The organism is Acholeplasma equirhinis, assembly GCF_017052655.1.
In the GTDB taxonomy this organism is placed as follows: Bacteria; Bacillota_I; Bacilli_A; order Acholeplasmatales; family Acholeplasmataceae; genus Acholeplasma; species Acholeplasma equirhinis.
Map to the genome: position 1 here is coordinate 356,637 of NZ_JAFIDC010000001.1, position 22,754 is coordinate 379,390.

Here is a 22,754-nt window from a genome sequence, read left to right on the forward strand (position 1 = left end):
ATTTTGTATGGAAAATACATATTAATAAATGTTATCATAAATTAACTTAATTATAAAAGAGGTTTCAATCATGATACATTATAAAAATGCAGTAGAATTATCAAATGAGCAAATCATTAAAGGATTTAATAGAGGTTTTATTGATTACATAATCAAGCTCACTTTAGACGAAGAAAAATATTTAAAACATTTTATGGGACTTGAAGGTAATCAACCTGAGAATTCTTTTGTTGCTTTTGATGATGAAGAACCTATCGGTGTGATTTTTGGTGGGTTAAAACAGTATGAAGGAAAGAAAGTACTTCGTTGTGGTGCTTTAAGTGTTGCACCAGAATATAGAAAACTTGGTGTTGCATCTAAGCTTTTTGAACTGCATAAAGAAAAAGCGATTGAACTGGGTTGTGATGAACTTTATTTAGAAGTAATTTCAGGTAATGTAAAAGCAATCAATTTTTATTTCAAGAATGGGTATAAGATTTTATCAGATTTAAACTACTATCAATTAGATTCAACTTCAAAACTCAAAGAACTTGACTTAACTCAATATGATATCAAAGAACTGAGTTTAGACTCAGTTAGAGAGATTCATGAAAATGAGGCTAAAACACATATGAACTGGCAAGGTGAATTTGATTACATTAGTAAATTTCCAGTATTAAAATCATTTGGTTTATATGAAGATGGAAAACTTGCAAGTGTCATTTCAACCTTACCTTCTGGTAGATTATTCTATCTATATACGAAAGAAGAAATGAGAAGAAAAGGTTATGTAAAAGCATTACTTGCATATGTTACAAAAACATTTAATTTAGAAAGAATGAGTATTGCATTTCCATATAATGAAAGTTTGAAGGATCTACTTACATCGCTTTCTTTCATTAAATCAGCGATTCAACAATATGATATGGTTTTTAAATTAGAGTAAGAAGATGTATTTAATACATCTTTTTTATGAGAAATTTAATGATTAAGTGAATGAAAACATTATCATGAAAATATTTACATGAAAACTTTCATTTTCTTTCATAGTATGTTATAATGTATTTACCTAAAAGGGATAGGTACTTAAAAATTCGATCGGTTTTAAGAAATTATCTTGAGTAAGGGAGAGTCTTTTTGACTCTATATATGTTTTAATAGGAGGTATGCGTTATGGAAAAACGTCAAAAGAAAAGCATCTTAAAATTGCTTGGTGATATGTTGCTTACAGCATTTTTGATGGTACAAGGTAACTAACACATGAATACAATTGAATGTAGTTATCCAAAATAAAAAATGAACTTTAGAATTAAGCTCTAGAGTTCATTTTTTTATATATAAAATTATTAAATTTTACTTAAAGAAATCGTAAATAGCGATACCTGCACCAATTAAGATGACTGCGATTGTACCGAAAAGAATAATACCTACAACGATTTTTCCCCAAATAGATTCAGTTGGATCGGTGAAAACATCATATGATTTTTTTTCAGTTTTTTGTACCGGTTTTTTAGAAGTTTGTTTTTTTGCCATTTTCATCACTCCAAATTTTTTCGACTGTAAATATTATACTATATAATAGAGTTTAAAGGAAGATAAACATGCAAAAAAAAGTTAAAATCATTTTCCATATAGATATGAATGCATTTTATGCATCATGTGCAATGATTAAAGAACCTTATTTAAAGCATAAGGTCTTTGTTGTTGGAGGTCAATTATCATCAAATCGTGGTGTGATTTCAACTGCATCTTATAAAGCTAGAAAACTAGGTATTAAGGCTGCTATGGGTCTTGCTGAAGCTTTAAAGATCTATCCTAGACTTTTAGTTGTTCCAACGGATTTTAATCTATACCGAGAAAAATCTGAATTATTTATGAATTTACTTTCTGAATATAGTAATTTAATGTTACCAGCATCGATAGATGAGGCATATTTAGATGTCACTGAGTTAGTAGAAACACGTCATCCTTTAGAAATTGCAAAAGAAATTCAAACAAGACTTTATAAAGATCATCAATTACCATGCAGTATAGGTATTGCACCGACACTCTTTTTAGCTAAAATGGCAAGTGATTTAAAAAAACCATTAGGTATTACAGTGCTTCGTAAAAGAGATGTTAAAAAAATATTATATCCTTTAGATGTGGCAGATATTCATGGGATTGGTAAACAGACGTATCCAAAACTACATAAACTAGGGATACAAACGATTGGTGATTTCATGAATCCGGATAATTACTCAAAAATATTAACAGTCATGAAACCAGAAACGTATCAGGTACATAGAAGTGATGTATTAGGTGAAAGTTCTAATATCATTGAACCAGAAAAATATAGTATCCCAAAATCAATTTCAAGTGAAAATACATTTAATTATGATGTTTTAGAATCAAGTGTCATTTTAAATGAAATATTTAATCAATTAAAAGAATGCGTTAGACGTTTAAATAAACATGAAATGTATGCGAAAACTGTATCGATAAAACTAAAAAAAGCAAAAGATTTCAGTTTAATAACGAGGTCTTTAACTTTAGATGACTACACGGATGATTTTATATTATTTAAAGATAAAATTGAGACTTTATTTGAAACACATTTTGATGGTGATCCAGTTAGACTTGCTGGTGCAGGTTTAAGTAACTTATTACTTAAGAAGGATAGAAAGATTCCATACAATCTTTTCACATATCAGAAATTCATGTAGTTTTCATGTTATAATGCTATGGGTGATGAAATATGTTAGTTAAAGAAATGTTAGAAAAATTAGGTTTTAAGAATTTATCACCAATTCAAGAGAGTGTGATCCAAAATTTTGACAAACCAGGTCATATTGTTGGGCTTGCACCAACTGGAACAGGTAAGACACATGCTTACCTTTTACCGTTGTTAGAAAAGTTGAACCGTGAGAGTGAATTCACTCAAGCGGTTATTTTACTGCCTACGAATGAACTTGTCTTACAAGTTGATAAAATGTTGGCTGAAACTGATGATACTGTATCATATAAGAGTTATTATGGTTCAGTTGATATGGAAAAAGAAGCAGGTAAATTAAAGAGAAATCAACCAAGTATTGTCATTACAACACCTGCAAAATTAATTGATATCGTCGTTAACCGTAATGCATTAAATTTAAAACACATTAAATATTTTATTTTAGATGAAGCAGACATGATGTTTGATGAAGATTTCTTAGGGTTAATTGATCCAGTCGTTGCGAATTTAGAAGTCGATAAATTCTTACTTATGAGTGCCACGATTACTAAACAAATGGCTCCATTTATTCAAAAATATTTTGGTACACATCAATTATTTGATACAACCAAGGATACCAAATTAAATATTACGTATCCAATGATTCCAGTAAGTGGGACAAGATTAAATACGCTTTTCCATATTATGAAAGCAATCAATCCATATTTAGGTATTATTTTCGTATCTAAAAATGAAGATATTGAAGCAGTTTATAACTTTGTATTAGAACAAGGATATAGCGCAATTTCATATTCTTCAACAGTTGGTGTTAAACAAAGAAAGAAAATATTAGAAGATATTCATAATTTAAAATATCAGTATGTTGTTTCATCTGATTTACTATCACGTGGTATTGATTTTAAAGCAAGTCATATTATCCATTATGATTTACCATATAAACTTGAATTCTTTAAGCACAGAAGTGGTAGAACAGGTCGTATGGGTGATGAAGGTGTCGTTATTACCATTTTTGATGAAAACGATCAAAGAAAAATGGATAAACTACGTGTTCAAGGGATACCATTTGAACCATATACAATTTCAAAAGGTGAATTAAAGCCAATTGAAAAGAAATCAAAAACTTATGATAAGAAGATTGCAAATGCAATTAAGAAAATACCAAAACCAAAGAAAGTAGCACCTAACTATAAAAAGAAACACGAAGAAAAAGTTAAAGCTGCTATAAAAAAAGTAAAGAAAGCGAGATATAGAAATGCTAGTTTTAGGAAGTCACGTAGCGCTTAGCGGTGATGAAATGTATTTAGGTAGTGTTAAAGAAGCTTTAAGTTATAACGCTACAACCATGATGGTTTATACTGGCGCACCTCAAAATACAATCCGCAAACCTCTATCTTCAATGCGAATTGAAGAAGCTCAAGCTTTAATGAAAGAAAAAGGCATCGACATTAAAAATGTTGTTGTCCATGCACCGTATATAATTAATTTATGTAATCCAGACTCTGAACGTCGTGCTTTTGCAGTAGAGTTCTTAACTAAAGAAGTTGAAAGAACAGAAGCAATGGGGGTTACTCAAATGGTACTCCATCCTGGTTCAGCAGTTGGTGGCGATAGAGAACAAGCTGCTAAATGGATTTCAGAAGGTTTAAATCAAATCATTGCAAATACACCGAATGCAAGTGTTAGAATTGCACTTGAAACAATGGCTGGTAAAGGTAATGAAATGGGGAAAACCTTTGAAGAATTAAGAGATATTATTGCAGGTGTAGATAATAAATCTCGCGTTTCAGTCTGTTTTGATACATGTCACACACATGATGCAGGATATGATGTCAAAAATGACTTTGATAGTGTCATCAAACACTTTGATGAAGTTGTTGGTAAAGAAAAGATTTCAGTAATACACGTTAATGATTCTAAGAATGAAATTGGTGCACATAAAGACCGTCACGAAAACATCGGATTTGGTTATTTAGGATTTGATGCACTCATTCATATCATCTATCATAAAGACTTTCAAAACATTCCAAAGATCTTAGAAACACCTTATGTTGAAGAAAAAGCACCATATAAATTTGAGATAGAAATGATTAAACAAAAAGCTTTTAATGCGTCTTTAAAGGACCTCGTTAAAAATAGCGTTGAATAATATAATTATTCGTGTTATAATTATACTCGCGAATTACAGAAGGAGTTATTTAAATGGCTAAAAAATATCAGGCAATAGAAACAAAAATTCATTGGGCTACATGGACAGCAATTGCTGCAATCGTAGTTTTAATGATTACAACTTTAATCCTTGTACAACCTTCACAAGAAGAAATCTTCTACACCAATTTCCAAGCAGCAACAACTGATGTTAATTTTGATAAGAAATTACCACGTGATAACAAGTTCCAATTTGTTAACAGTTTAGATGATCAATGGTTAGGTTTAGAAAAAGGTGTTTACTCACTTGCTTCTAGAGAAAATCATGTTACCTTTGTATTCTTTGGAAATGTAACAAATCAAGCAACAGTAGCAAATGTTGCAAATGTTTATGCTAGACTTTATGGTTCAACTAAGACTTCTCCAGCAATTTCAGCTGCTGAAATCTACACTAAATTAGGTGATGACCAAGTTTCATTATTCTATTATGAAGTTAAAGATAATCAAGTTGAAGGTATTGTAAATGCATTAAATGATAAATACGAAGATGCTGAAATGGTTATTGCAACAATGCCATTTGTAATAGCATTCTTAGACGGTAATATCGTTGATTATGCAGTATTAACTGAAGCAAATGTTCCATTACAACTTGTAAACTTCTATCAAGCAGTGTTTGATAGTGAAGCAGTTCAAAAATTAGTTCCTTAATCTAGTCAAAAACAAATGGTAGTCAATCGACTACCATTTTTTTACGTTTATTTTTTAATTTTTAAGAATTGTGCATTAATACTTACAACAATTGTTGAAAGACTCATTAAAATTGCACCAACTGCAGGGGAAATAACAAATCCTGTAAATGCCAGTACACCAGCAGCAAGCGGTAATGTAAGAACATTATACGCAAGTGCCCAAATTAAGTTTTCAACCATTTTACGATACGTAGATTTTGATAACTCAATTAAGTTAAGAACATCTTTTGGTTCTGATCTTACAAGAATAATATCCGCAGTATTTATTGCAACATCTGTTCCCGCACCGATTGCAATACCTAAATCAGATTTAGCAAGCGCAGGTGCATCATTGATACCATCACCTGTCATCATGATAAATGATCCGGGTTGTTTAATTGAATCAATATATGCACTCTTTTCGTGTGGTAACATTGAATGTTTGAAAGTTGTGATACCAAGTTCATTTGCAACTTTTTCTGCAACAGATTTATTATCACCGGTTAACATATGTGTACGAATACCAAGTGCATTAAGCTTTTTAATCGCATCTATTGCTGATGGTTTAATTTGATCTTGTAGAGTGATTAATCCAAGGACTTTTTGATCTTCTATAACATATACAAGCGTTTGTCCTTTATCAACAAGCTCTTGATGTAGTTTTTGATCATATTTAATGTTTTCTTTATCAAGATAAGCAACAGAAACTGCACCAGAGTTTAAACCATTAATCGTTGCAGTTACACCATAACCGGGTAAGTTTTTGTAATTAGCAACTTTAAGGTTAGATTCATTAATTTGTGAATAAGCAAGTATACCTTTGGCAATTGGATGTGTTGATGGTTTTTCAAGTACATATGCTAAATCTAGTACATATTCAATATCTTTTGAAATAGCATAAACATTTGTTACTGAGAATTTACCATCTGTTAATGTACCAGTTTTATCAAAGATTACATCTGTAACTTTTCGTGCATTTTCAAATTGACTGCGATTTTTAATAAGTAAACCATTTTTAGCTGCAAGTGTTGTTGAAATTGATGTTACAAGTGGAATTGCAACCCCTAGTGCATGTGGACATGCAATAACAATAACAGTAACTACTTTTTCTAGAATAAATTCTTGAGATTCACCGACAAGACCCCATGCTAACCAAGTAAGAAGTGCGACTGTAATTGAAACATAGAATAAATATTTAGCAGCGATATCAGCAAGACGTTGAGTTTTTGATTTATTACCTAATGAATCATTGACAAGTTTAACAACTTGAGAAAGATAAGTTTCTTCACCAAGTTTAGAAATTTTAACTTCAAGTAAACCATCTCCATTAATTGTTCCACCAATCACTTGATCATTAATTGTTTTAACGACTGGATTTGATTCACCCGTAACCATGGATTCATCAATAGCAGATTCACCTTTTACAATGTCACCATCAACCGGTACTTTTTCACCTGGTTTAACTAAAACAATTTGATGTTTTTTAAGTTCGGATAATGGAACATCTTTTGTTTCATTATCGTTAATAATTAAATGCGCTTCACTTGGTAAAAGTTTAGTAAGTGATTGAAGTGCATCTGAAGCAACCATACTTGATTTCATTTCTAGGAAGTGACCAAGTAACATAATATCAATTAAAGTTACAAGTTCCCAATAAAAATCCATACCACTTAAACCGAATGTAACTAAAACTGAATATACATAAGAAATTGTAATACTTAATGCAACAAGTGACATCATTGCAGGTTCTTTAGCTTTTAATTCATAATATGATGCACTAAAGAATGGCCAACCACCATATGCAAATATAGCAGTTGCAAAAATTAAAACGACATACTCTTGATATTGGAAAGTAATTGAGTAGTTTAACCAATTTTGAATCATTGGTGATAAAAGAAGAACCGGGATTGAAAGAATTGAAGAAACTACAAATCTAATTAAATAATCTTTAATATGCGCAGAATGATCATGTCCGCCATGTCCATGATGTCCATGATGACTGTGATCGTGATGAGAATGATTATGATGTGAATGATTATGTGTATGATGGTGATGGCTATGATCCTCTCCATCGTGATTGCAACTTTTTTCACTGTCTAAACAACCACAATTACATTCAGATTTCCTTTCGCCTTTACAACCAGGACATGTACAAACTTTTTCTTCTTGGTTGGCTTCATGTTCGCATTTACCGCAACATTCATGATTTTCTTCATGATGATGTTCATGGTGTGAATGTTGGTGTTCATCATGGCTACAACTCTTATCTCCAGTTAAGCAACCACAAGTACATGAATCCGTTCCTTCACCCTTACAACCAGGGCAGGTACAAACTTTTTTTTCTGCTTCATGATGATGTTCGTGTTTTTCATCTAAACAATCACATTCACAAGTAGAAGTTCCTGCATCTTCACAGCCGAGACAAGTACATACTTTTTTAGTTTCTTTATGGTGATTTTCATGATTACATGAAACATTACCTTCTAAGCAACCACAACTACAGTTTTCAGTGCCTTCACCTTTACAACCAGGACAAGTACAAACTTTCTTTTCATCTGAACCATGATTGTGGTCATGATGTTTAAATACATATATTTTTTTCATTGTATGCTCCTATACTAATTTCTTTAATAGTGTATTAATTTCTTCTAATTTGTCTTCAACATTACCTTGTTCAATTGATTCTTTAACACATGAATGAATGTGGTTGGAAAGAATTTCAGATTGAGCTTTTTTGAGTAATGCGATTGCAGCTGATATTTGAGTTGAAATATCAATGCAATAACGATCTTCCTCAGTCATTTTGATTACAGCTTCAACTTGACCAAGTGCATTTTTTAATGTTTTTAATGATGATTGATGATTATGCATAATTACCTCGCTTCCTACCCCTATATAGGGGGTATATCATAAACATTATAGCACTACATCATATCGGTGTCAATTTCAACATCAATATTATTGATATAGGCTGAAATTTTGAAAAATTTGTTATAATATAATGAATGAGGATGATAACATGATTGTAAATATTAAAGAAAATATTAAATCACAACTTATGAATAACTTTGGACTTGACCAAGTAGCGGTTGAGGTACCAAAACGAGGTGATGCAGATTTAGCAATTCCACTTTTTGGATTTGTTAAGTCAATGAGTATCCCTGTAACTGAAGTATTTGAGAAATTCAAGGTTGTATTAGAAAATTTACCTGAAATTGACAAAGTCGTATTTATTGCTGGCTTTTTAAACATTTATTTAAAACGAAAAGATTTATCATACGCTATATTAAAATCTATTTATAATGAAAAACAAAACTATGGTTCTAAACCATCAAATGGTCAAACTGTAGTAATGGATTATTCATCACCAAATATTGCTAAAAGTTTCTCAGTTGGTCACTTAAGATCAACTGTTATTGGTAACTCATTAAAACAAATTTATCAAAAGAATGGTTTTAATGTTGTTGGTATTAATTATTTAGGTGACTGGGGAACTCAATTTGGTCGCATGATTGTTGCTTATCAAAAATGGGGTAACAAAGAAGAAATCGCTAAAAACCCAATTGCTGAACTACAAAAACTCTATGTAAGATTCCATGAAGAAGAGCAACTTGATCCATCACTTGATCAATTAGGTCGCGATGCATTCTTAAAATTAGAACAAGGTGACCCTGAATATATTGCACTATGGCAGTATTTCCGCGATGAATCATTAAAAGAATTCATGCAAATGTATGAATTATTAGATGTGACATTTGATTCTTATAATGGTGAAGCATTCTATAATGATAAAATGGATGCCGTTGTTGAAGAACTTGAAGCTAAAGGTTTATTAAAAGAAGACCAAGGGGCTAAAGTAGTTTATGTGGGTGATGAACAACCACCCGTCTTAATTAAGAGAAGCGACGGTGCAACATTATACACTACACGTGATTTAGCAGCACTTTTCTACCGTAAAAAGACATATGATTTTGTAAAAGCTTTATACATTGTTGGTAATGAACAAAAACTTCACTTTGAAAATATTAAAAAAGTAACTAAACTTATGGGTTATGATTTTGATATCGAACATGTGAATTTTGGATTTGTTTTACAAGATGGTAAAAAGATGTCTACTAGAAAAGGTAAGACAGCTAAACTCATTGATGTTATCAATGAAGCAGTTGATAATGCAAAAACTGCAATATTAACTAAAAACCCAGATTTGCCAAATAAAGATGAAGTTGCAAGAGCAGTAGGTGTTGGTGCAGTCATCTTTAACGACCTTAAAAACGAACGTCATTTAGACTATGAATTTAATTTACAACAAATGGTTGCTTTTGAAGGTCAAACAGGTCCATATCTACAATATTCTATCGTTAGAATATTCTCAATTTTAAAACAATCTCAATTTGATTTAAGTAAAGTAAATACTTCATTATTCCAAGAAGACGTTTACTTCAATTTAGTTAAAGTGTTAGATCAATTTCCAAGTGTGATTGAAAGAGCATGTGCAGATAATACACCATCAACAATCGCGAGATACTTATTATCTCTAGCTCAAGAATTTAATTCATTCTATGCAAAGGTGAAAATAAATACACCAGAGGAAGATGTTAGAAATACCAACCTATTATTAGTACAAGGTATTTTAACTGTGTTAATTGAAGGCTTAAGATTATTAGGCATCAAACATTTAGAATCAATGTAATATGGAAAAACAAAAGAAGATTGGCTTAAACATTATTTTAGTCCTCATTATTCTACTTGTAATGATCACAATTATTGGTAGTTTAAATGATATGACTGAAGTAATGTCGATTATTGGAAAAATAGACTTACCATTCTTTTTACTTGCTTTAGTTTTAGGCTTATTAAGTTTTATCTTAATGTCTTTATCAAGTCAATTTGTTTTATCTGCATTAAGTAAAGATTTACCATTTTTAACTGGATTTTTAATTCAAGCTACGGAACCCTTTTTTAATGGTATTACACCATTTTCATCCGGTGCGCAGCCTTTTCAAATTTATTATTACCATAAACATAACGTAGACAGTAAAAATGCAACCAGTGTAATTGTTGTAAACTTTATTCTATTTCAAATTGTTTCTGTTGCACTTTCACTCATAGGATTAATTATTTTTTGGCCAAATATTTATGATGCAATGGGAATGAATGTCGTATATATTTTGATTGGATTTTCTATAAATGCAGTTATTCTCGTCGGATTATTCTTGATTGCATATGTCAAAAAAGTATATCGACTCTTTGAAAAGTTATTTGTATTCCTTCAAAAATTTAAACTTACAAAGAATTTAGCAACTAAACTTCTTTCAAAAACAGCCAATTTTGTTGGAGAATTCCAAGAAGGTGTTAAGTTCTTATTTACGAAGAAAAGAGTTTTTATTTTAAGTACAACATTTAAACTCTTATCACTATTATCAGTTTATGCAACAACAGTTTTGATTTCAATTTCTTTAGGATTCTACTTTAGTATTGAACAGAATTTCTACATGATTTTTGCAGGTATTCTTGCTACAACAACCATGATGTTTGTACCACTACCTGGTGCATCAGGTGGAACTGAAGCTGCGTTTACAGGGCTTGTTTCATTGTTATTTATTACTGCAAGTCAAGCAGCAACTGCAGTTACAATTATGTTGCTCTGGCGTGTTGCTACATATTATTTTGGAATGTTATATGGATTTATAGGTTATATCATACTTAAACAAAGGAAGGTCAAATTATGAGAATTGGTATTTTCACTGATGCTTATAAACCACTCATCTCCGGCGTTGTAACATCAGTCGTCACATTAAAAGAAGGACTAGAAAAAGAAGGCCATGAGGTATATATCATCGCACCTTCAGCTCCTCGTCACTACAAAGAACTTGATCCTAAAGTCTTAAGACTTAAGGGTTTTATCATTCCAAGAAGATCTTTGAAAGGATTTAGATGGATTCCACTCTCAAGAATCTTTACAAAACGTGTACGAGATTTAAAACTTGATGTCATCCATATTCATACTGAGTTTTCAGCAGGTGATCTTGGATTACATGTGGGTAAGAAGTTTAAAATACCAATGGTATATACACTCCATACAAGTTATCAAGATTATACACATTATATTTCTAAATTCTTAACTAAGTTTGCACCAAGTTTAGCAAAAAGAGGTGCATTCATTATTAACAATCGCTATACTAAAAATTGTCAAATGACAATTGTACCTACTAAGAAAATCTATGATAAGATGATTCGCTTAAAACATGATGGCCGCTTTACAGTGATTCCATCGGGTATTGATTTAAAACCATTTTATAAATCCAGTCATGACCCAAAAGATGTTGAGGCTTTAAGAGAGAAACTGGGTATCAAACAAGGTGAATTTGTCGCAATGGTTGTTGCACGTGTTGCTAAAGAAAAATCTTTACCTGATTTAGTAGATGGTTTTATCGAGTTCCATAAACACTATCCAAACTCAAGATTTATCATCATTGGTGATGGTCCAGATAGACCTGCACTAGAACACCACATTGACAAACTTGATGCAAGAGATTTTATCCAAACAACTGGATTTGTTAAACATGAAGAGGTTGGTATTTATTACCAAGTCGCTGATGTTTTCTTAAATGCATCTACAACTGAAACTCAAGGATTAACATATGTTGAAGCACTTGCTGCATCATTACCAATTATTGTAAGATATGATGAAGTCTTTGATGCGTTTGTAACAGATGGTGAAAATGGATTATTCTTTAATAAAACAGAAGAACTGACTGAATTACTAATTAAAGTACAAGAAGATAAAGTATTGCTTGAAAAACTAAGAAAGAATGCTGAAGCAAGTGTTATTAATTATTCTCAAGAACAATATGCTAAAAATGTTACAAAACTATATGAAGAATTAATAAAAGAAAACAATGAAAAATTAGCATTGAAGAATAAAAAGTAAGATGTTATAATCTTACTTGCACCCCCGCTTGGTGAAATGGTAGACACGCTTGACTCAAAATCAAGTATCGAGAGATGTGCTGGTTCGAGTCCGGTAGCGGGGACCACATTAAATGCGTAAAAAAGCTCCAATTTAATTATTGGAGTTTTTTTATTTTATACGGAAGAAAATAGACCTAAATATCTTCGCACTTGATAGCATTATGACGAAAATATACAAGTGATGATTAAAAGATTTAAAATGTTTGATAGTGAAGCAATGAGGATGGGCGTAAGGGAATTTAAGGCATATTATTGTCCAAATTGTATGAAAATAATCTTAAATGTTTCAAAGATATTGAATAAAGGCAAAAAAGATTTATAATAATTAAAGGGAATGATGTTCTCCCTTGTAGAAATCTACAAAACCGCAAACAAATTTGCTGATGACGTCTAACTCTTTTTGAGTTAGGCGTTTTATTTTAACGATGAGGTGTAATTATGGTTTATAGTATAGGTTTAGTTTTAATTCTTGGCTTCATTCTTGGCTTTCTTTTTGAAAGGATTAAGTTACCTAAAATTATCGGAATGATTTTTATTGGTATTCTAATGAGTCCTTCACTTTTCGACTTACTAGATCCAAGTTTGCTCAACATTTCAGCATCCTTAAGACAGATTGCACTTGTCATTGTTTTAACAAGAGCTGGACTCTCTTTAGACCTTGACAGATTAAAAGCAATCGGTCGACCTGCAATCTTATTATCTTTTCTACCAGCAACTTTTGAAATCATTGGAATCGTAATTTTCGGACCATTATTGTTTGGTATTTCATTACCTGAAGCAATTCTTTTAGGATCTGTTATTGCAGCAGTATCTCCGGCAATTATTGTTCCTAGAATGATTGATTTAAAGAAGAAGCGTTTTGGTGAAGAAAAGAAAATTCCGGAGATGATTTTAGCTGGTGCATCACTTGATGATATTTATGTCATTATCATCTTTTATGCAACACTGGGTTTAGTGCAATCTAATAGTTTTAATGCACTCGCTTTACTGAATATTCCAACATCCATTATCTTAGGTATCACACTAGGGTTTTTAGTAAGTTTATATATTATTTTTATCTTTAAAAAATTCAAGTTTTCAATACCTATCCAAGTACTTTGGCTAGTAGGTGTTTCATTCCTTATGATTGGCTTAGAAGAGGCATTAAAGCCTTATCTTGAAGTTTCTGCACTACTTGGTGTCATGACAATGGGTATGATGGTATTATTCAAATTAAAAGATGAAGCAATCAAACTTGAAATTGGATATCAAAAAATGTGGGTATTCTTTGAAATTATTCTATTTGTTTTAGTTGGTGCATCTGTTGACATCAATTATATTTGGAATTTTGGTTTACTTGCAGTATTACTAATTTTTGGTGCGCTATCATTTAGAATTTTTGGTGTCTATTTAGCACTTATAAAGACAGGTTTAGATTTTAAAGAAAAACTATTTGTTGCAATATCGTACTTACCAAAAGCAACCGTTCAAGCAGCGATTGGTGGCATTGCATTATCAAATGGATTAGCAATTGGTAACTTAATTTTAACAATGGCCGTTTTATCGATTGTCATTACAGCTCCTATTGGGGCAATCCTAATTGATAATACATATAATAAATTATTAATTTTGGAATCTATTCATGAAGATAATCACCTTATAAATTAGACTTATTTGTGATATGCTAGAAGTACATAAACGATTCTAGGAAGAGGTATATCATGTATAAAAACATAGATAAATCAGAAATTTTAATATTAAAAGAACAAGTGACTTACCAAGCACATCAAGTATCAAGTAAAACGATTGCTCAAAATAAACATGTCAGTATTACTTTATTCTCATTTGATAAAGACGAAGAAATTGGATTGCATAAATCAAATGGTGATGCAATGGTTACAATTCTTGATGGTAAAGCAAAAATTACAATTGATCAAACAGAGTATTTCTTAACTGAAGGTGAGACAATAGTTATGCCTGCAAAAATCAACCATGCACTTTATGCACTTGAACCATTTAAAATGATTTTAACCGTTGTATTCCCGATTGAAAATTAATTCAAAATCATTTAGGACACCTAAAGGTGTCTTTTTTTTGCTTTTTTCATGTAAAGTTTTCTGAAAAATGATATATTTAGATTTGTCATAATAAATCAGAAGGAAAGAAGATGAACACAATGAATAATGAAAAAAAAATGGGTGTTGACTCGGCATCATCAACACCGACATTCTGGCAAAAGACAAGACAATTTTTATACACAACATTAAACGCGATGACGTTTGGTATTTTTGGGACAATCGTTGTTGGTGCAATTGTACAAACATTAGGTCTTGTAATAGGGATTGAAGTTTTCAATCGTGTATCCCAAATCCTAACGTCTTTACTTGGTATGGGTATTGGTTTAAGTATTGGTTTATCACTTAAGTTAAATGGACTTAAGCTTGTTATGATTTCTGTAGCAGGTGGTATCGCAAGTTTACTTAAAGTTGACTTTACATTACCTGGTTGGTATGTTCCTGGTGCATCATCAAACAATCCAATTACTGTGTATTTAGTAGTAATTGCAGTTTATTTCTTGATTGAGCTTGTATTTAAAAAGAAAACTGTTTATGACTTATTCTTTATTCCATTACTTGCTTCGCTTGGGGCTGTTTTAGCAGTATATGTTGTATCGTGGCCAATTGATCGCTTGATGGAATTAATTTATGCAACGATTAAATTCTTCATGACAGCAGAACCGTATTCTACAAGTGCATTTATTTCATTAATCTTCGGTATTTTATTAACATTACCATTTATTTCAAGTGCTGGGGTTGCTATTGCAGTCTTTACAACGCCTTTCTTACAAGGTGATCCAATTGCGATTACCGCAATGTGTGCAGCGGTTGTTGGATGTACTGCACAAATGATTGGTTTCTCTGTCCAAACAGTGCGTAAGAATGATGTTGGTACCATCTTTACAGTAGGTCTTGCATCTAGTATGTTCCAATTTAAAAACGTTATGAAGAAACCAATGACTTGGGTTCCAACTTTAGTTGCATCATTTGTACTTGCTCCGGTAGCATATCTATTATTTGATGGTTATCAATGGTTTATCAATGCAATACCAGATAATCATGCATTCACTGCAGCATGGCCTGGTATGGGAAGTAGTGGACTGGTTGGGCAACTTCAAACTTTAACAATTTCTGGATTTTCATTCCAAGGATGGTTATTTGTTGCCTATCAGATCATGGCACCTTTAATTTTAGTCTTATTTTTAGATGTATTATTCATCAAGATGTCTTGGTATAAAGATACAGATTTAATTTTAGACGCAACATTGTAAAATAAATCCCATGAATTGGGATTTATTTTCTTATAAAGAAAGTTTCAAAAAAATGATGTTAAAATAAAGAAAGGTGATAATAATATGGATTCAAGAAATCTAACACTTTTAATGGATTTTTATGAACTAACTATGGCACATGGTTATTTCAAAGATAATAGACATGAAGATGTTGCAGTGTTTGACGTATTTTTTAGATCAGTACCTGATCAAGGTGGTTATGCTATACTAGCAGGGCTAGAGTCAATTATTGACTATATTGAAAATCTTAAATTCGATAAAAGTGATATCGATTTTTTACGGAGTAAGCACATTTTTTCAGATGAATTTTTAACCTATCTTAAAAATTTTAAATTTACATCAGATGTATATGCAATACCAGAAGGCACACCAATTTTTCCAAATGAACCACTTTTAATTATTAAAGGTCCATTAATTGAGTGTCAACTTGTAGAAACTATGGTTTTACTTTCAATTAATCATCAATCTTTAATTGCTACTAAAGCATCTAGAATTGTAAGAGAAGCTAAAGGCCGTACTGTTTTAGAATTTGGTGCAAGAAGAGCACACTCATATGATGCTGCTAATTTAGGTGCAAGAAGTGCATATATTGGTGGTGTCACAGGTACTTCAAACACATTGGCAGAAAAGCTTTATGGTATTCCAGCACTTGGAACTATGGCACATTCTTATGTCCAAAGTTTTGATACAGAATATGAAGCATTCAAAAGTTATGCTTTAAATTATCCTGACAATTGTTTATTACTTGTTGATACTTACGACACTCTAAATCAAGGCGTTCCTAATGCGATTAAGATTCATAATGAAGTTTTAAAACCAATGGGTAAATACTTAAAAGGTGTCAGAATTGACTCCGGTGACTTAGCTTATCTTTCAAATAAAGTTAGAGAAATGCTAGATGAAGCTGGTTTAACAGAAACAAAAATTACAGTTTCTAATTCGCTAGATGAATTCTTGATTAGAGACTTAATCGTACATCAAAATGCTAAGATTGATTCATTTGGTGTTGGTGAACGATTGATTACTGCAAGAAGTGAAGCAGTTTTTGGTGGTGTATTTAAATTAAGTGCACTTGAAGTTAATGGCAAATTAGTTCCTAAAATCAAAATTAGTGATAATGTTGCAAAAACAACTATCCCAGGATTTAAACAAGTCTATCGTTTTTATGATGAAACTGGGATGGCTATTGCAGATTTATTAACATTGAATGATGAAGTGATTGATCAATCGAAGCCTTATACACTTTTCGACCCTGAACATCCATGGAAAGAAAAAGTTGTTGAAAACTTTAAAGCTGTTCCATTATTAGAAAAGATCTATGAAAAAGGTCAGTTAATTTATCAACTACCAACCTTAAAAGAAATTCGCGAAAGAAAGCAAAAATTATTTTCAACACTATGGCAAGAAGTTATTCGCTTAAATAACCCACACCAATACTATGTGGATTTATCTAAACCACTTTGGGATTTAAGACAAGAACTTATGACAAAACATAAAAAGTAGATTAGAAAGCGTGTATTAAACATGGCAAATGGAATGTCAAAAAATACTTATAAAATGTTGAATGGTAAGAACATTTGGTTAACCTTATTGATCTTATCATTACCGATTTTAATTAATAACCTTATCAAATCATTTAACGGGATGGTCGATATATATTTCGTATCTCGTATGGATGCATCAGAAGCAACAATCAATTCTGCAATTGCTGCATTAAACTTACATGAATCGTTTAATAACGTTATTTTAGCTGTTGGTGTTGGGCTATCGATTGCTGCAATGGCAATTATTTCTCAATATATTGGTGCTAAAAGAGAAGACAAAGCGAGATTTTACTCTGGTCAATTTGTTTTCTTAGCAGTAGTGGTTGGTTTAGTCTTAACTGCATTCATCTTAAGCCTTTCTTGGGCTTTTGTTGGATGGCTTGGTGCACAAGGTGAGACTTATGAATTTGCACTTGAGTACTTCAATATTCGAGCACTCGAACTTCCATTTGTTGTATTTTTCTTAGTTTACCAGTCGATTAGACAAGCTCAAGGTTCAACAATCATGCCAACGGTATACAACATGGCAGGTATTTTACTTAATATCGTCTTAACGTGGTATTTTGTAGCTGAACTGAATATGGGTGTTGCAGGTAGTGCATGGGCGACATTAATTGGAAATGCAATCTTTACACCACTCATGTTATTTGACTTGTTTAGATCAAAAAAATATGTAAGAATTGATCCAAAAGCGATTATCCCTAAAACACAGACGTTAAAAGATATTTGGCCATTTGCATATCCTGCTGCAATTGCTCAAGCAATTACATTCTTTGGATTTTTACTGATCAATGGATTTATTATGTGGCAATTTGGTGATGTCATTGCAGCAAGTTTTGCAACTGGTAACAAACTTTCTCAGTTACTGATGAATCCAATTTATGCGATTACAACAATTTCCGCTGTTTTTATTGGTGCAAATATTGGTCATCGTCAACCAGAACGTGCTGAAAAAGTGTATCGACAATCTGGGACATTGACTTTTACTCTAACGGTAGTTGCGATTACAATCGCAATCATCTTGAGAACTGAATTTGTTACATTCTTAGTTGGTGAAGAGAGTCAGGAATTAATTGAAATTTCAAAAGAATATACATTCTGGTTATTAATGACACAACCATTTATGTCTATATTCCAAAACTATATGGCAATCTTTAACGGTTCAGGTCAATCAAAACTTGGACTTCGTGCACAAAGTTTCAGACTTTGGGCATTAAGAATTCCAATGTTGCTTATTTTATTTATTTTAATGAAATCAACAAATTGGTTTAATCCAAATTATTCAATTATATGGATTGCAATGAATATCTCAAATATCGTTGCATTATTCCATGCACATAATTTAAAGAAACATGTATCACTTGATATTAAAGTTAATTTAAATGATGAACAGCAAATCGAGGTAGTTGCCGTATGATTCATGTTGTATTATGTCAACCAGAAATTCCACAAAATACAGGTAATATTATGAGAACCTGTGTTGGAACAGGTACTAAAATACATTTAATCGAACCATTAGGCTTTAAAATTGATGATCAAAAATTAAGAAGAAGTGCTGTTGATTATTATGATGCGCTATATTTTGAAGTTCATAAAGACTTCAAAACATTTGCAGAAACACATCCTGGTAAATATTTCTTTTTAACAAGATATGGAAAACATAGATTTTCAGATTTTAAATTCAATGAAATTAAAGAAGATATTTATCTAGTGTTTGGTAGTGAATCTTATGGTATCGACCGTAAGCTTTTAGCTGAAAACTTAGATCAAACATTTAGAATTCCTACAAATGATAAAATTAGAAGTTTGAATCTTTCAAACTGTGTTGCAATTACTGTCTTTGAAGTTTTAAGACAATTGGATTTCCCTGGCCTTTATGAAAGTGAACCTGAATCATTAAAGGGACCAGATTATCTAAATAAATTTAAGGAGTAGTGCATGCAAGAAAAGAAAATAAAACGACCACAAACAGTTGGTGAAGAAATTGCCAACGCAACCAGTCATGGCATCATGGCAATCTTTGGAATCTACGCACTTGTTGCACTTATCTTAAAATCAGATAACGCATGGGAATTAACGAGTGCAATCGTATTTGGTATCTCAATTATTATGCTTTATTTGATGAGTACCTTATATCACTCTTTAGCTTTTACAAAAAGTAAATCACTCTTCAAAAGATTTGACCACATTTCAATTTATATTTTAATTGGTGGAACTTTTGCACCAGCTTTACTTTTATTACCAAGTTTAAGATCTACGCCATTCCTTGGAATTCCTGGAATGCTAGATATTGGACTTACGCTATTTATTGGTCAATGGATATTAATTATCGTAGGTATTGTCTTTAAATCCATTTGGGTTTACAAATATCAACCAGTCCATATCGGAGTCTATTTATTACTCGGTTGGAGTGCAATTTACTTTATTTTAGATTTATACTTATATGCACCAAATGCAATGTGGTTGATTCTATTAGGTGGTATTTGTTACTCAATCGGTGTTGTTTTCTATGCCTTATCACGTATAAAGTATTTCCATTTTGTGTGGCATATTATGGTAGCAGCTGGCACAATTTTACAATTTTTAGCAATATATTTATATTTAATGTAGTAAAGTTAGATATGTTTAAAATAACTATTGAAAATAGCGTCTAATTAAACTATAATTCTAACAGGTATAAAAGGAGAATTAACTATGAAAATCATGTCCGTCAATGCCGGCAGCTCAAGTCTTAAGTTCCAATTACTTTTGATGCCAGAAGAAAAAGAAATCGCATCAGGCATCGTTGAAAGAATTGGTAATAAAAATGCCGAATTCACTTTAAAGTTCAACGGAACTAAAAAACAACAAAAAGATTTAGTGATCTTAGATCACTCAGTAGCTGTTGACTTAGTAATCAACGGATTACTAGAAAATGGAATTATCTCATCACTTGAAGAAATTAATGGTGTAGGTCACCGTGTCGTTCAAGGTGGTGAATTATTCAAAGATTCTGCAGTAATCGATGATGAAGTTGTCTTAAAGATTGCATCACTCAACGATTTAGCACCATTACATAATCCTGCACATATTATTGGTATTAATGCATTTAGAAAAGCATTACCTAATGTTATTCAAGTTGCAGTTTTCGACACTGTTTTCCATCAAACAATGCCACAAGAAAACTTCCTATATGCAACACCTTATGAATGGTATGAAAAATATGGTGTACGTAAATATGGTGCACATGGTACATCTCACCAATATGTATCACAAATTGCACATAATCGTTTAGGCAAAGAAGATTCAAAAATTATTGTTTGCCATATCGGTAATGGTGCATCAATTTCAGCAATTAGAGCTGGAAAATCAATCGATACATCCATGGGATTAACTCCACTTGAAGGTATCCCAATGGGAACAAGAAGTGGTAATATTGACCCAGCTGTATTCTTATTAATGAGTCAAAAAGAAGGATATTCTTTAGAAAAAACTTTAAATGAATTAAATCGTGCATCAGGTTACTTAGGTGTATCTGGTTTATCACATGACTCAAGAGATATTGTTGATGCTGCTCATGCTGGTAATCATCGTGCTCAACTTGCAATTGATATTCAAGCTAAGAGAATTGCAGATTATATTGGTTCATATTATGTACTTCTTGAAGGCCTTGATGCATTATGCTTCACAGCAGGTATCGGTGAAAATGCTAAAGAAGTTAGAGAAGCTGTATGTAAACGTCTTGAAGTTTTAGGTATCAAACTTGATTTAGAAAAGAATAATTCTCGTGGTGAAGCTGAAATCTCATCAGATGATTCTAAAGTTAAGGTTTGGGTCATCCCAACAAACGAAGAAGTTATGATTGCTCGTGACGTTATCCGTTTAGGTAAAAAATAAAATTAAGGAGACTTAAAGTCTCCTTTTCTTTGAAACTTTAGTCTATTAGACTTAAGTTTGGTATAATATATTTGTAGGTGATTTTATGCAAAAACATGTCAAACTAAATGATGTTATTAATTTAGATATTAAAAGAATGGGTATCAACGGAGAAGGTATTGGCTACTATGAAAAGTTAGCTATTTTTGTTGATAAAGCCTTACCTGGTGAGAACGTTGATGTAGAAATCACTGAAGTTTATGAAAATAGAGCAGTAGGTAATTTAAAAAACATCAACAAGAAATCGAAAAATAGAATTGAAGCATTTTGCCCAGTTTACGAACAATGTGGTGGATGTCAAACTCAGCATTTCAACTATCATGCGATGTTAGGTCAAAAGAAAGACATTCTATTAAAATCTTTAGATCGTTATGTGAAATCATACCCAATTGGAATCGTTAAGCCAACTGTTGGTATGGAAAATCCAATGCATTATCGCAATAAAGCAACCTTACCTTTAAGAAAAGTGAATGGTAAAAATCGTTTTGGTATGTATCAAAGAGGGTCAAACCATTTTGTACCAATCGAAGATTGCGGTGTACAACACCAAAAAATTAATGAAGTCTTTTCAACGCTTGTAGGTTTAATGGATAAACATGCAATTGATGCTTATGATAAAAAAACTAAAAAAGGTTTTATTTCACATGCAGTTGTAAGAATTACTCAAAATTTAGGTGAGATGCAAGTTTCATTTATCGTGCCTAAGCGAGTTTCAAATATTGATGTATTGATTAAAGATTTAGTAGAATTTCATCCCGAAATTAAATCAGTTTATGAAGTCGTTAATAAAGAAGATGATGCACAATCATTCTTTACGGATGAATCCTATTTACTTTATGGTAAAGATATGATTAACGAAATGCTTGATGGAAAAAGCTATTCACTTAAACCAGAAGCGTTCTTCCAATTAAATACCTATCAGGCAGATAAATTTTATCAAAAGATGAAGACATTATCGAATCTAAGTGGTAATGAAATTGTTATCGATGCTTATGCAGGTATTGCACCAATTTCACATTATATCTATAAAGAGGCGAAGAAAGTTTACGCAATTGAAATCAATAAAGATGCTGTGGAATCTGCTAAAAATTCACTTAAATTAAATGGTATTAATAATGTTGAAGTGATTCAAAAGGATTTCAAAAAAGCTCTTGAAACGTTAAATGAGAAGTCAATTGATGTGATGCTATTCGATCCTCCAAGAACAGGACTTGGAAGTGAAACAATTAAACTTATTAAAAAATATAAACCAAAACGTCTTGTTTATGGATCATGTAATCCATCAACTCTGGCTAAGGATTTATCTGAATTAACAAGTCTTTACGAAATTAAAGAAATTACACCTTTTGATATGTTCCCATATACATCATTGGTGGAGAGTATCTCATTGCTTGAATTAAAAACGGCTTTGTAAGGCTATCAAAGACACT

Annotated in this window: 20 protein-coding genes, 1 tRNA gene and 1 riboswitch; of the genes, 18 read left to right on the plus strand and 3 right to left on the minus strand. The window is 31.7% G+C overall.

Annotated elements, in window-relative coordinates; genetic code table 11:
- The first annotated feature begins 70 nt into the window (after window positions 1–70).
- The gene (locus JV173_RS01665; protein WP_205734556.1) at window positions 71–925 is read left to right on the plus strand and encodes a GNAT family N-acetyltransferase; all 855 of its coding nucleotides are present in this window, start codon (window positions 71–73) and stop codon (window positions 923–925) included.
- Window positions 926–1,332: 407 nt separating this feature from the next.
- On the opposite strand, the gene JV173_RS01670 is transcribed toward JV173_RS01665, so the two are convergent.
- Window positions 1,333–1,512 (minus strand): hypothetical protein, encoded by a 180-nt coding sequence (locus JV173_RS01670; protein WP_205734557.1) that lies wholly within the window; start codon window positions 1,510–1,512, stop codon window positions 1,333–1,335.
- Between the two features lie 68 nt (window positions 1,513–1,580).
- Here JV173_RS01670 and dinB point away from each other — a divergent pair, with 68 nt between their 5' ends.
- From dinB to JV173_RS01690, 4 genes are read left to right on the plus strand one after another with little or no spacing between them, the layout of a single operon-like run.
- On the plus strand, window positions 1,581–2,684 hold the full coding sequence (gene dinB / locus JV173_RS01675) for a DNA polymerase IV (RefSeq protein ID WP_205734558.1): 1,104 nt from the start codon (window positions 1,581–1,583) through the stop codon (window positions 2,682–2,684).
- A 32-nt stretch (window positions 2,685–2,716) separates the two neighbouring features.
- On the plus strand, window positions 2,717–3,976 hold the full coding sequence (locus JV173_RS01680; RefSeq protein WP_205734559.1) for a DEAD/DEAH box helicase: 1,260 nt from the start codon (window positions 2,717–2,719) through the stop codon (window positions 3,974–3,976).
- The gene (locus JV173_RS01685; RefSeq protein ID WP_205734560.1) at window positions 3,945–4,838 is read left to right on the plus strand and encodes a deoxyribonuclease IV; all 894 of its coding nucleotides are present in this window, start codon (window positions 3,945–3,947) and stop codon (window positions 4,836–4,838) included. The genes JV173_RS01680 and JV173_RS01685 overlap by 32 nt, the downstream gene beginning before the upstream one ends.
- A gap of 53 nt (window positions 4,839–4,891) precedes the next feature.
- Entirely contained in the window at window positions 4,892–5,545 is a 654-nt protein-coding gene (locus JV173_RS01690; protein ID WP_205734561.1) for a hypothetical protein, read from the plus strand.
- 47 nt (window positions 5,546–5,592) lie between these two features.
- Here JV173_RS01690 and JV173_RS01695 read toward each other — a convergent pair whose 3' ends face one another.
- Together JV173_RS01695 and JV173_RS01700 are read right to left on the minus strand one after the other, a co-directional pair.
- Window positions 5,593–8,169: a copper-translocating P-type ATPase gene (locus JV173_RS01695; RefSeq protein WP_205734562.1), complete on the minus strand. Its 2,577-nt coding sequence runs from the start codon at window positions 8,167–8,169 to the stop codon at window positions 5,593–5,595.
- Window positions 8,170–8,178: 9 nt separating this feature from the next.
- Window positions 8,179–8,436: a metal-sensing transcriptional repressor gene (locus JV173_RS01700; protein ID WP_205734563.1), complete on the minus strand. Its 258-nt coding sequence runs from the start codon at window positions 8,434–8,436 to the stop codon at window positions 8,179–8,181.
- A gap of 148 nt (window positions 8,437–8,584) precedes the next feature.
- On the opposite strand from JV173_RS01700, the gene argS reads away from it, so the two are divergent.
- From argS to rlmD, 13 genes are all read left to right on the plus strand, one after another.
- Window positions 8,585–10,255 (plus strand): arginine--tRNA ligase, encoded by a 1,671-nt coding sequence (gene argS / locus JV173_RS01705; protein ID WP_205734564.1) that lies wholly within the window; start codon window positions 8,585–8,587, stop codon window positions 10,253–10,255.
- A 1-nt stretch (window position 10,256) separates the two neighbouring features.
- On the plus strand, window positions 10,257–11,294 hold the full coding sequence (locus JV173_RS01710) for a lysylphosphatidylglycerol synthase transmembrane domain-containing protein (RefSeq protein ID WP_205734565.1): 1,038 nt from the start codon (window positions 10,257–10,259) through the stop codon (window positions 11,292–11,294).
- Window positions 11,291–12,496 carry an alpha-monoglucosyldiacylglycerol synthase gene (gene mgs, locus JV173_RS01715; protein WP_205734566.1) on the plus strand — a complete coding sequence of 402 codons (1,206 nt, stop codon included), beginning with the start codon at window positions 11,291–11,293 and terminating at the stop codon, window positions 12,494–12,496. The genes JV173_RS01710 and mgs overlap by 4 nt, the downstream gene beginning before the upstream one ends.
- Window positions 12,497–12,518: 22 nt before the next feature.
- A tRNA-Leu gene (locus JV173_RS01720) sits at window positions 12,519–12,602 on the plus strand.
- Between the two features lie 256 nt (window positions 12,603–12,858).
- Window positions 12,859–12,937: riboswitch (Fluoride riboswitch) on the plus strand.
- 38 nt (window positions 12,938–12,975) lie between these two features.
- Window positions 12,976–14,184 carry a cation:proton antiporter gene (locus tag JV173_RS01725; protein ID WP_240452997.1) on the plus strand — a complete coding sequence of 403 codons (1,209 nt, stop codon included), beginning with the start codon at window positions 12,976–12,978 and terminating at the stop codon, window positions 14,182–14,184.
- A 53-nt stretch (window positions 14,185–14,237) separates the two neighbouring features.
- On the plus strand, window positions 14,238–14,573 hold the full coding sequence (locus JV173_RS01730; RefSeq protein ID WP_205734567.1) for a cupin domain-containing protein: 336 nt from the start codon (window positions 14,238–14,240) through the stop codon (window positions 14,571–14,573).
- A gap of 110 nt (window positions 14,574–14,683) precedes the next feature.
- Window positions 14,684–15,844 (plus strand): PTS sugar transporter subunit IIC, encoded by a 1,161-nt coding sequence (locus JV173_RS01735; RefSeq protein WP_205734568.1) that lies wholly within the window; start codon window positions 14,684–14,686, stop codon window positions 15,842–15,844.
- A gap of 84 nt (window positions 15,845–15,928) precedes the next feature.
- A complete protein-coding gene (locus JV173_RS01740) occupies window positions 15,929–17,368 on the plus strand; it encodes a nicotinate phosphoribosyltransferase (protein ID WP_205734569.1) in 1,440 nt (479 codons plus the stop codon).
- A 21-nt stretch (window positions 17,369–17,389) separates the two neighbouring features.
- Window positions 17,390–18,826, plus strand: a complete 1,437-nt coding sequence (locus JV173_RS01745; RefSeq protein WP_205734570.1) for an MATE family efflux transporter — start codon at window positions 17,390–17,392, stop codon at window positions 18,824–18,826.
- Window positions 18,823–19,344 (plus strand): tRNA (cytidine(34)-2'-O)-methyltransferase, encoded by a 522-nt coding sequence (locus tag JV173_RS01750; RefSeq protein ID WP_205734571.1) that lies wholly within the window; start codon window positions 18,823–18,825, stop codon window positions 19,342–19,344. Before JV173_RS01745 ends, JV173_RS01750 begins: the two co-directional genes overlap by 4 nt.
- A 3-nt stretch (window positions 19,345–19,347) precedes the next feature.
- The gene (gene trhA, locus JV173_RS01755) at window positions 19,348–20,019 is read left to right on the plus strand and encodes a PAQR family membrane homeostasis protein TrhA (RefSeq protein ID WP_205734572.1); all 672 of its coding nucleotides are present in this window, start codon (window positions 19,348–19,350) and stop codon (window positions 20,017–20,019) included.
- A gap of 84 nt (window positions 20,020–20,103) precedes the next feature.
- Window positions 20,104–21,285, plus strand: a complete 1,182-nt coding sequence (locus tag JV173_RS01760; protein WP_205734573.1) for an acetate kinase — start codon at window positions 20,104–20,106, stop codon at window positions 21,283–21,285.
- Between the two features lie 85 nt (window positions 21,286–21,370).
- Complete coding sequence (rlmD, locus tag JV173_RS01765) at window positions 21,371–22,738, plus strand: 23S rRNA (uracil(1939)-C(5))-methyltransferase RlmD (RefSeq protein WP_205734574.1); 1,368 nt, start codon at window positions 21,371–21,373, stop codon at window positions 22,736–22,738.
- Window positions 22,739–22,754 lie beyond the last annotated feature (16 nt).

What these genes read in the sequence shown, in the direction of transcription:
- JV173_RS01665 (WP_205734556.1), top strand. Translation starts at nt 71, where the DNA reads ATGATACATTATAAAAATGCAGTAGAATTATCAAATGAGCAAATCATT.
- JV173_RS01670 (WP_205734557.1), bottom strand. Translation starts at nt 1,512, where the DNA reads ATGGCAAAAAAACAAACTTCTAAAAAACCGGTACAAAAAACTGAAAAA.
- dinB (WP_205734558.1), top strand. Translation starts at nt 1,581, where the DNA reads ATGCAAAAAAAAGTTAAAATCATTTTCCATATAGATATGAATGCATTT.
- JV173_RS01680 (WP_205734559.1), top strand. Translation starts at nt 2,717, where the DNA reads ATGTTAGTTAAAGAAATGTTAGAAAAATTAGGTTTTAAGAATTTATCA.
- JV173_RS01685 (WP_205734560.1), top strand. Translation starts at nt 3,945, where the DNA reads ATGCTAGTTTTAGGAAGTCACGTAGCGCTTAGCGGTGATGAAATGTAT.
- JV173_RS01690 (WP_205734561.1), top strand. Translation starts at nt 4,892, where the DNA reads ATGGCTAAAAAATATCAGGCAATAGAAACAAAAATTCATTGGGCTACA.
- JV173_RS01695 (WP_205734562.1), bottom strand. Translation starts at nt 8,169, where the DNA reads ATGAAAAAAATATATGTATTTAAACATCATGACCACAATCATGGTTCA.
- JV173_RS01700 (WP_205734563.1), bottom strand. Translation starts at nt 8,436, where the DNA reads ATGCATAATCATCAATCATCATTAAAAACATTAAAAAATGCACTTGGT.
- argS (WP_205734564.1), top strand. Translation starts at nt 8,585, where the DNA reads ATGATTGTAAATATTAAAGAAAATATTAAATCACAACTTATGAATAAC.
- JV173_RS01710 (WP_205734565.1), top strand. Translation starts at nt 10,257, where the DNA reads ATGGAAAAACAAAAGAAGATTGGCTTAAACATTATTTTAGTCCTCATT.
- mgs (WP_205734566.1), top strand. Translation starts at nt 11,291, where the DNA reads ATGAGAATTGGTATTTTCACTGATGCTTATAAACCACTCATCTCCGGC.
- JV173_RS01725 (WP_240452997.1), top strand. Translation starts at nt 12,976, where the DNA reads ATGGTTTATAGTATAGGTTTAGTTTTAATTCTTGGCTTCATTCTTGGC.
- JV173_RS01730 (WP_205734567.1), top strand. Translation starts at nt 14,238, where the DNA reads ATGTATAAAAACATAGATAAATCAGAAATTTTAATATTAAAAGAACAA.
- JV173_RS01735 (WP_205734568.1), top strand. Translation starts at nt 14,684, where the DNA reads ATGAACACAATGAATAATGAAAAAAAAATGGGTGTTGACTCGGCATCA.
- JV173_RS01740 (WP_205734569.1), top strand. Translation starts at nt 15,929, where the DNA reads ATGGATTCAAGAAATCTAACACTTTTAATGGATTTTTATGAACTAACT.
- JV173_RS01745 (WP_205734570.1), top strand. Translation starts at nt 17,390, where the DNA reads ATGGCAAATGGAATGTCAAAAAATACTTATAAAATGTTGAATGGTAAG.
- JV173_RS01750 (WP_205734571.1), top strand. Translation starts at nt 18,823, where the DNA reads ATGATTCATGTTGTATTATGTCAACCAGAAATTCCACAAAATACAGGT.
- trhA (WP_205734572.1), top strand. Translation starts at nt 19,348, where the DNA reads ATGCAAGAAAAGAAAATAAAACGACCACAAACAGTTGGTGAAGAAATT.
- JV173_RS01760 (WP_205734573.1), top strand. Translation starts at nt 20,104, where the DNA reads ATGAAAATCATGTCCGTCAATGCCGGCAGCTCAAGTCTTAAGTTCCAA.
- rlmD (WP_205734574.1), top strand. Translation starts at nt 21,371, where the DNA reads ATGCAAAAACATGTCAAACTAAATGATGTTATTAATTTAGATATTAAA.